The organism is Ponticoccus sp. (in: a-proteobacteria) (assembly GCF_048381735.1).
Window position 1 is genome coordinate 157,386 of sequence record NZ_JBLXGL010000011.1, and the last position, 8,491, is coordinate 165,876.

9 protein-coding genes and 1 pseudogene are annotated in these 8,491 nt (G+C 64.6%); 4 read left to right on the plus strand and 6 right to left on the minus strand.

Annotation, left to right across the window (positions count from 1 at the left end):
* Window positions 1-50: 50 nt before the first annotated feature.
* From rpsS to ACN5KJ_RS17325, 6 genes are all read right to left on the minus strand, one after another.
* Entirely contained in the window at window positions 51-329 is a 279-nt protein-coding gene (rpsS, locus tag ACN5KJ_RS17300) for a 30S ribosomal protein S19 (protein ID WP_023850995.1), read from the minus strand.
* Window positions 330-332: 3 nt separating this feature from the next.
* Window positions 333-1,175 carry a 50S ribosomal protein L2 gene (rplB, locus tag ACN5KJ_RS17305; protein WP_206565175.1) on the minus strand — a complete coding sequence of 281 codons (843 nt, stop codon included), beginning with the start codon at window positions 1,173-1,175 and terminating at the stop codon, window positions 333-335.
* 488 nt (window positions 1,176-1,663) lie between these two features.
* Entirely contained in the window at window positions 1,664-2,044 is a 381-nt protein-coding gene (gene rplL / locus ACN5KJ_RS17310) for a 50S ribosomal protein L7/L12 (protein WP_007792832.1), read from the minus strand.
* A gap of 72 nt (window positions 2,045-2,116) precedes the next feature.
* Window positions 2,117-2,635: a 50S ribosomal protein L10 gene (rplJ, locus tag ACN5KJ_RS17315; protein ID WP_031322675.1), complete on the minus strand. Its 519-nt coding sequence runs from the start codon at window positions 2,633-2,635 to the stop codon at window positions 2,117-2,119.
* A gap of 365 nt (window positions 2,636-3,000) precedes the next feature.
* Window positions 3,001-3,849 (minus strand): DUF4105 domain-containing protein, encoded by an 849-nt coding sequence (locus ACN5KJ_RS17320; RefSeq protein WP_418595180.1) that lies wholly within the window; start codon window positions 3,847-3,849, stop codon window positions 3,001-3,003.
* A 213-nt stretch (window positions 3,850-4,062) separates the two neighbouring features.
* The gene (locus tag ACN5KJ_RS17325) at window positions 4,063-4,863 is read right to left on the minus strand and encodes a glycosyltransferase (RefSeq protein ID WP_418595181.1); all 801 of its coding nucleotides are present in this window, start codon (window positions 4,861-4,863) and stop codon (window positions 4,063-4,065) included.
* A gap of 391 nt (window positions 4,864-5,254) precedes the next feature.
* Between ACN5KJ_RS17325 and rpsL the strand changes: the two genes are divergently transcribed.
* The 4 genes and pseudogenes from rpsL to ACN5KJ_RS17345 form a co-directional block, all read left to right on the plus strand.
* A complete protein-coding gene (gene rpsL, locus ACN5KJ_RS17330) occupies window positions 5,255-5,626 on the plus strand; it encodes a 30S ribosomal protein S12 (RefSeq protein WP_005862801.1) in 372 nt (123 codons plus the stop codon).
* Window positions 5,627-5,717: 91 nt separating this feature from the next.
* The gene (gene rpsG / locus ACN5KJ_RS17335) at window positions 5,718-6,188 is read left to right on the plus strand and encodes a 30S ribosomal protein S7 (protein WP_023850989.1); all 471 of its coding nucleotides are present in this window, start codon (window positions 5,718-5,720) and stop codon (window positions 6,186-6,188) included.
* A 16-nt stretch (window positions 6,189-6,204) separates the two neighbouring features.
* Complete coding sequence (gene fusA / locus ACN5KJ_RS17340; RefSeq protein WP_418595182.1) at window positions 6,205-8,328, plus strand: elongation factor G; 2,124 nt, start codon at window positions 6,205-6,207, stop codon at window positions 8,326-8,328.
* Window positions 8,329-8,414: 86 nt separating this feature from the next.
* A pseudogene (locus ACN5KJ_RS17345) lies at window positions 8,415-8,491 on the plus strand (elongation factor Tu); the annotation flags it as partial.

Consider the following 8,491-nt stretch of genomic DNA (forward strand, 5'->3'; position numbering starts at 1 on the left):
ATCGCCTCGTTGTCCGCCACGCGGCGGGGATTCTTATCCTTGCCCATGGCTTACTTCCTCTTGGCTTTCTTGTCGGCTGCGTGACCGTAATAGGTGCGCGTCGGCGAGTATTCACCGAACTTCTGGCCGATCATGTCCTCGGTCACGTTGACCGGGACGTGCTTCTGGCCGTTGTAGACGCCAAACGTCAGGCCCACGAACTGGGGCAGGATCGTCGAGCGGCGCGACCAGATCTTGATGACTTCGTTTTTGCCCGACTCGCGCGACTTCTCGGCCTTCTTCAGGACGTAAGCGTCGACGAACGGACCTTTCCAAACAGAGCGTGACATAGATCAGCGACCCTTCTTCTTGGCATGGCGCGAACGGACGATAAGCCGCGAGGACGCCTTGTTGGGGTTGCGGGTGCGCTTGCCCTTGGTCGGCTTGCCCCAGGGCGTCACCGGGTGACGGCCACCGGAGGTCCGGCCTTCACCACCACCATGCGGGTGGTCGATCGGGTTCATGACGACGCCGCGGACGGAGGGACGCTTGCCCATGTGGCGGACGCGACCGGCCTTGCCGAGGTTCTGGTTCGAGTTGTCGGGGTTCGAGACCGCGCCAACCGTGGCCAGGCACTCCTGGCGAACCATGCGCAGCTCGCCCGAGGACAGGCGGATCTGGGCGTAACCGCCGTCACGGCCGACGAACTGGGCATAGGTGCCCGCGGCGCGTGCGATCTGGCCACCCTTGCCGGGCTTCAGCTCGATGTTGTGGACGATCGTACCGATGGGCATGCGCGAGAACGGCTTGGTGTTGCCCGGCTTGATGTCCGCGCTCTCGGACGAGACGATCTTGTCGCCGACGCCAAGACGCTGGGGTGCGAGGATATAGGCCTGCTCGCCGTCGTCATACTGGATGAGGGCGATGAAGGCGGTGCGGTTGGGGTCGTATTCGATCCGAACGACGATGCCGTTCACGTCGAACTTGTTCCGCTTGAAATCGACGATGCGATACAGACGCTTTGCGCCACCACCGCGGCGGCGTGCCGTGATACGTCCGGTGTTGTTCCGGCCACCCTTCTTCGTCAGACCCTCGGTGAGGGCCTTGACGGGGCGTCCTTTGTACAGCTCCGAACGGTCGATCAGCACCAGCCCGCGCTGGCCCGGCGTCGTCGGCTTGTACGACTTGAGTGCCATGCTTTCTGTCTTCCGTAAGCTTCCGGCGGGTTGCCCCGCCTGTGTGTGGGGCCATGCGGCCCGGGGTATAGGCCCCCGAAGGTGCCCGGTTAGATCGCCCGCAGACAAAAGCGAAGCCCCGGACGAATCCGGGGCCGCTGCGGATGGGCTCTGTTACGGGAGGTTGGGCAAAGGGTCAAGGGAACAAATCCCAAGCCAGCCTGGCGCCGCCTGTGGCGCGCGCGATCTCGCCCTGTGACAGGCCGCCGAAGAGCCCGGCTGTGAGGCAGGGCTTGCCTGTGCGGCGCGCGTGGCCGGTTCGGACGGGGTGGGCAAACTGGCCATTCACGCGGGACAGCGCCCCGGCCGGCTCTCCGACCAGAGGCCTGGCCGCCGCCCGCCCCCATCCCGAAAACCCGGGGGCCGCATCCACGAAAAAGAGGCGCCCCGGTTTCCCGGGACGCCCCTCGAAAGTCCTTCCACCGGCCCGGAACGGGCCGAAAGCGGAATTACTTGAGTTCGATTTCGGCGCCAGCCTCTTCGAGCTTCTTCTTGATTTCCTCGGCTTCGTCCTTGGAAACGCCTTCCTTGACAGCCTTGCCGCCGGCCTCGACCAGCTCTTTGGCTTCTTTCAGGCCCAGGCCGGTGATGCCGCGGACTTCCTTGATGACGTTGATCTTCTTGTCGCCAGCGGACTTCAGGATCACGTCGAACTCGGTCTTCTCTTCCTCGGCTGCGGCTTCGCCGCCACCTGCGGGGCCAGCCATCATGACGGCGCCACCGGCTGCGGGCTCGATGCCGTACTCGTCCTTGAGGATGGTTTTCAGTTCCTGGGCTTCCAGGAGGGTCAGGCCAACGATTTGTTCAGCCAGTGCTTTGAGATCAGCCATTTTGATGCTCTTTCCGGTTTGGTTATGGGTTCCAACGTCAGGGAGAACTCCCCACGCGGATCAAAAGGTTGCTTACGCCGCCTCTGCCTTTTCCTCGATCGTGGAAAGGATGGAAGCGATGTTCGAAGCAGGCGCGCCAATGGCACCGGCGATGTTGGAGGCGGGTGCGCCGATGCAGCCGACGATGGAAGCAATAAGCTCATCGCGCGACGGCATTTTCGACACGGCCTCGACACCGGCACGGTCCAGAGTGGTGCCGCCCATTGCGCCACCAAGGATTTCCAACTTCTTGTTGTCCTTGGCGAAGTCTTCGATGACCTTGGCCGCTGCGACCGGGTCTTCGGAGAAGGTCAGCACCGTCATGCCGTCCAGATACTGCGAGATCCCCTCGGCGGGGGTCCCTTGGACGGCAATCTTGGCGAGCTTGTTCTTGGCGACACGGACCACGGCTTCGCCCGAACGGGCACGGCCGCGAAGGTCCGTCATTTCTGCAACCGTGAGACCCTCGTAGCGGGCAACCACCACGACGCCAGAGCTTTCGAAGATCTGGCCGAGTTCCTCGACCACTTTCTCTTTCTGGGCTCTATCCACAGTTTCACTCCAAGTAGTGGAGGGCGGACCCTCCGGCTCGTTTTGGCCGGGGTTGGACCCCGACCGCAATAAGTCCGAATGAAGGGTCGACGCATCCTGTGGCACCCATGCGCGTGGCCGGGGTGACTGAAGATGTCTCTTCCCGTCTCGGGCAGGACTTAGTGCCTTGCGGCAGCCCACCGTCTCGGACGAATGCAGGGGACGACGAATCGCCCGGTTCCTGCGAGTGGCTTCTTTAGCAGGATTCGCAGGGATGTGAAGGGGGGACCGCGGGCACCATGCGTGGATGCCCAAGACACCACCCCGGGCGCGGGCCGCCGCCCGCCTGCCCCGGGTGTCGCACCCGGGAGCGAGGCGGGCCGGGATCAGCGGGCGGCCAGACGCTGCCGCAGGGCGCGCGAGAAGGCAACCGGATCGGCGATGCCGTAAAGCTCGCGGATCAGCGGCGAGATCAGCGCGCCCTCCTCGACCTCGGCAAAGGCACGGTCGGTCGGAATGAAGCCCTGTTCGTAGAGGAAGGCCGCCGAGAAGCCGGGCAGCACCCAGGCCTTGTCGAGGGGCACCGCCTTCGGGTCGATCCGGTTGACCGTCCGCGCCAGCACGTTGGTGCAGTTCGAGAAGAGCGTATTGTACCAGCGCGGCTCTGCCTGCAGCTCTGCCGTCTCGTCGAGCATGGCGCGCAGCACGGCCTTCTGATGCTCCAGCGGGATGGTGAGCGGATAGAGGTAGAGGCGGTCGTCGGCCATGAACTCGGAATTGCCGTACATGTCGCGTTCGGTGGTCCAGACGAACATGTATTCGAAGATCGGCAGGACGGCGGCCCTGGGGGCGGAATAGGCCTCTCCGACCTCGCGGCGCGCCTCGATCGAGGCGACATAGGCGGAGCCGTCCTCGAAGGCGAAGGTCAGCATGGTGTGGGCGATGGCCTCCACCGCGCCGAAGGGCTCGACGAGGAAATAGGCCTGCGTCAGGCTGTCGGGATCGATGTCGCGGGCGATCCAGGCCTCGCGGGTGGGGGTGCCGTCCTCCGCATAGTCCCAGTCGCGGATATTGCTCAGGGTATAAAGGCCGTCCTGCTGCGCGACCTCGGGCAAGTGGGCGTGGTCGGCACGCCAGTTGCGGTCGTGCGAGGGGGTGTGAAGCTGCCAGTTCACCCAGAGCCCGGCGGGCAGGAGGACGATCAGCGCGAGGAGAAAAAGGAGAACACGTTTCATGCCGGCGGATTAGCGCCGGATTGTCGCGATAGGAAGGCTTTCCGGCGACGCCCTTCGCGTCGGCAGCCTGGCGGCCTGCCGGAACGGGGAAGACGCGCGGGCCTGGCGCCCGTGGCCGGCCTTGCCCTCAGGTATTTTTTCCAAAGAGAAACAGGGGCGGCGCCCCCCTTGGCGGCGCGGGATGCCCCGTGGAAAGCGGGCGCGGCGCGCCTGTCAGGCGAAGACCCGGCGGATGTGATCGGCGTCGATGGCGAAGCGGCTGCGGAACAGCGCCTCTCCGGCGGCGTCGAGGCGCGGCAGGGAGACGGGTTTGACGTGTTTCTTCTGGCGCGAGTCGTTGTGGTCGTTGTGGCCGCGCACATACATGGCGGTATCGGTGAAGGTCACGGTGGGCATGAACTGGTTTATCCTGGCGTGGCCGAAGTTCATGATGGTCTGCCGGGCGCCGGGCTGCACGGCCATGGCCTGCGCGACACCCCAGTAGGGGGTCACGCATTCCTCGGCGCGGATGCCCTGCGCGTCGGGGCGACCGATGTAGCCGCGGTTCCAGTCGAAACCGACGAGGCGGTGCCTGGCGGTCAGCGCGGCACAATCCCGGGCGGCGGCGCGCAGGGTGGCCACGAAATCCACCGCCACGGCATCGTCGTCGTCGTGGCGGAATTGCAGGCAGGGCTGGCCCATGTCGCGGGCGGCATTGATGACCTCCTGGCAGACCTGGCGGTGCGGGCCGGGGGTCCGGGGCACCACGACGGCTTGCGGGAAGCCCTCGACCAGCGCCAGCAGGCGCTGCATCCAGCGGTCGGGCATGGCCGCGCCCACGAGGATGAGGAAGGTAAAGTCGCCGTCGGTCTGGGCGCGCAGGCCGGGCAAGCAGAGGGTCTCGAAGTGGCGGAAGCGTTCCTCCATCCGTTCGGGCGCATAGAGGTAGGCCATGCGCGCCGCGACAGAGCTGTGTTCCACCTGAAAGCCGCCCTCGGCCGGATAGGAGAAGCGGCAGAAGCCGATGACGTGCATGGGTGCCCTCTGGTCTTGTCCCGGGCGAGAGTGGCAGCGGTCCGGGAGCCTGTCCAGAGCCTGCCGAGCGCCGTCGGGGGCCTTGTTGACAAGACGGGCGACTCTGCGTATACGCCGCACAAATCCGTCACGCCCCGCATAGCCGGGCGTGTCTGGTCTTTGCAGATATGGACTACCGCAAGGTCCGGGCAACTAAGCCCCGATCCTCTGGTACGCCCCCGCGTCGACGCCTTCGGTACAGGGTCGGATGCGGACCTATTGTCGTTTGTGCGCTTCGCGCGCGGACGTACGCGAACCGGCCCGTCAGGGTGCCAAGCGGCATCCGGGTCAGACCTGAACCGCCGGGCTTCATCCCCGGCAACACCGCAAGAAGCACGGGGATACCCATTCCATGCCCACGATCCAGCAGCTGATCCGCAAGCCGCGGCAGCCCAAAGTCAAGCGCTCGAAGTCCCAGCACCTCGAGCAGTGCCCGCAGAAGCGCGGCGTCTGCACCCGCGTCTATACCACGACCCCGAAGAAGCCGAACTCGGCCATGCGGAAAGTCGCCAAGGTGCGTCTGACCAACGGTTACGAGGTGATCAGCTACATCCCCGGTGAAAGCCACAACCTTCAGGAGCACTCGGTGGTTCTGATCCGCGGCGGCCGGGTGAAAGACCTTCCCGGTGTGCGTTACCACATCCTGCGCGGTGTTCTGGATACCCAGGGCGTCAAGGACCGCAAGCAGCGCCGTTCGAAGTACGGCGCCAAGCGTCCCAAGTGATCACCCGGGTGCGTGACAGCCGCGCACCCGTCCCGGATACCGTTAGGGTGCGGGCCCGTCCCGCACCGCCGTTGAGAAGAGAGACAGTCCTATGTCCCGTCGTCACGCCGCAGAGAAGCGCGAAGTCCTGCCCGACGCCAAGTATGGCGATATCGTGCTGACCAAATTCATGAACAACCTGATGTACCACGGCAAGAAATCCGCCGCTGAGCGCATCGTCTACAACGCGCTCGACCGCGTCGAAGCCAAGGTCAAGCGCGCGCCCGTGGAAATCTTCCACGAGGCCCTGGACAACATCAAGCCGTCGGTCGAGGTCCGCTCGCGCCGCGTCGGTGGTGCCACCTACCAGGTGCCCGTCGAAGTCCGCCCGGAGCGCCGCGAGGCGCTGGCGATCCGCTGGCTGATCACCGCGTCCCGCGCACGCAACGAAAACACCATGGAAGAGCGTCTGGCCGGTGAGCTGATCGATGCCGTCCAGTCCCGTGGTGCCGCTGTGAAGAAGCGCGAAGACACCCACAAGATGGCCGACGCCAACAAGGCGTTCAGCCACTACCGCTGGTAACAGGAGCCCACCCCACATGGCACGCGAATATCCGCTGCAGCGCTACCGCAACTTCGGGATCATGGCGCATATCGACGCCGGCAAGACCACGATGACCGAGCGCATCCTGTTCTACACCGGCAAGAACCACAAGATGGGCGAGACCCACGAAGGCGCCTCCACCATGGACTGGATGGAGCAGGAAGCCGAGCGCGGGATCACCATCACCTCGGCGGCAACGACGACCTTCTGGCAGCGCCAGATCGACCCGACCGCCGACGGCACCTCCGAGACCAAGACCCGCTTCAACATCATCGACACCCCCGGACACGTCGACTTCACCATCGAGGTGGAACGGTCCCTGGCGGTTCTCGACGGTGCCGTTGCGCTGCTCGACGGCAACGCCGGCGTGGAGCCGCAGACCGAAACGGTCTGGCGTCAGGCCGACCGTTACAAGGTGCCGCGTCTGGTCTTCGTCAACAAGATGGACAAGATCGGCGCCGACTTCTTCAACTGCGTGCGCATGGTCAAAGAGCGTACCGGCGGCACCCCGCTGCCGATCGCGCTGCCGATCGGGGCCGAGGACAAGCTGGAAGGCATCGTCGACCTGATCACCATGGAAGAATGGGTCTGGATCGGTGAAGACCTGGGCGCCTCCTGGGAGCGCCGCCCGATCCGTGACGATCTTCAGGATCTCGCCAACGAATGGCGCGACAACATGATCGAGCTTGCCGTCGAGCAGGACGACGAGGCCATGGAAGCCTACCTGGAAGGCGAGATGCCCGACGAGGCGACCCTGCGCAAGCTTATCCGCAAGGGTACGCTGTCGCTGTCCTTCTTCCCGATGCTGGCCGGTTCGGCGTTCAAGAACAAGGGCGTGCAGCCGCTGCTCAACGCCGTTGTCGACTTCCTGCCCGGTCCGCTGGACGTGCCGACGCTGATGGGCTTCTCGCCCGACGACGAAAGCGAAGAGCGCAACATTGCCCGCCCGGCAAGCGACGAAGAGCCCTTCTCGGCCCTGGCGTTCAAGATCATGAACGACCCCTTTGTCGGCTCGCTGACCTTCACCCGGATCTATTCCGGCGTGTTGTCCAAGGGTGACGGCATGCTGAACTCGACCAAGGGCAAGCGCGAGCGTGTCGGTCGGATGATGCTCATGCACGCCGTGGATCGTGAAGAGATCGAAGAGGCCTTTGCGGGCGACATCATCGCGCTGGCGGGTCTGAAGGACACCACCACCGGTGACACGCTCTGCGATCCCAAGGCCCCGGTGGTTCTGGAAACCATGACCTTCCCGGATCCGGTGATCGAGATCGCGGTCGAGCCCAAGACCAAGGGCGACCAGGAAAAGATGTCCCAGGGTCTGGCCCGTCTGGCCGCCGAAGACCCCTCCTTCCGCGTGGAAACCGACCTGGAATCGGGTCAGACCATCATGAAGGGCATGGGCGAACTTCACCTCGACATCCTCGTCGACCGCCTGAAGCGCGAGTTCAAGGTCGAGGCCAACATCGGTGCCCCGCAGGTGGCCTATCGCGAGACCATCGGTCACGAGGTCGAGCACACCTACACCCACAAGAAGCAGTCGGGTGGTTCGGGTCAGTTCGCCGAGGTCAAGCTGGTCATCACCCCGACCGAGCCGGGCGAAGGCTATTCGTTCGAATCGAAGATCGTCGGCGGCGCGGTGCCGAAGGAATACATCCCGGGTGTCGAAAAGGGCATCAAGTCGGTCATGGACTCCGGTCCGCTGGCAGGCTTCCCGGTGATCGACTTCAAGGTCGCCCTGATCGACGGTAAGTTCCACGACGTGGACTCCTCGGTTCTGGCCTTCGAAATCGCCGCCCGCATGTGCATGCGCGAAGGCCTTCGCAAGGCCGGCGCCAAGCTGCTGGAACCGATGATGAAGGTCGAGGTCGTGACACCGGAAGAATACACCGGTGGCATCATCGGCGACCTGACCTCGCGTCGGGGTCAGGTGTCGGGGCAGGAACCGCGCGGCGTCGCCGTTGCGATCAACGCCTTCGTGCCGCTGGCCAACATGTTCGGCTACATCAACACCCTGCGTTCGATGTCCTCGGGCCGTGCGAACTTCACCATGCAGTTCGCTCATTACGACCCGGTGCCGCAGAACATCTCGGACGAGATCCAGGCCAAATTCGCATAACCGGGGCGGCGGGGTGAACCCCGCCCTACCCACCACCGTAGGCCGGGCTTCAGCCCGGCACCCGAAACAAAAAGGGAGCCTATACAATGGCAAAGGCAAAGTTTGAACGCGGCAAGCCGCACTGCAACATCGGCACGATCGGTCACGTCGACCACGGCAAGAC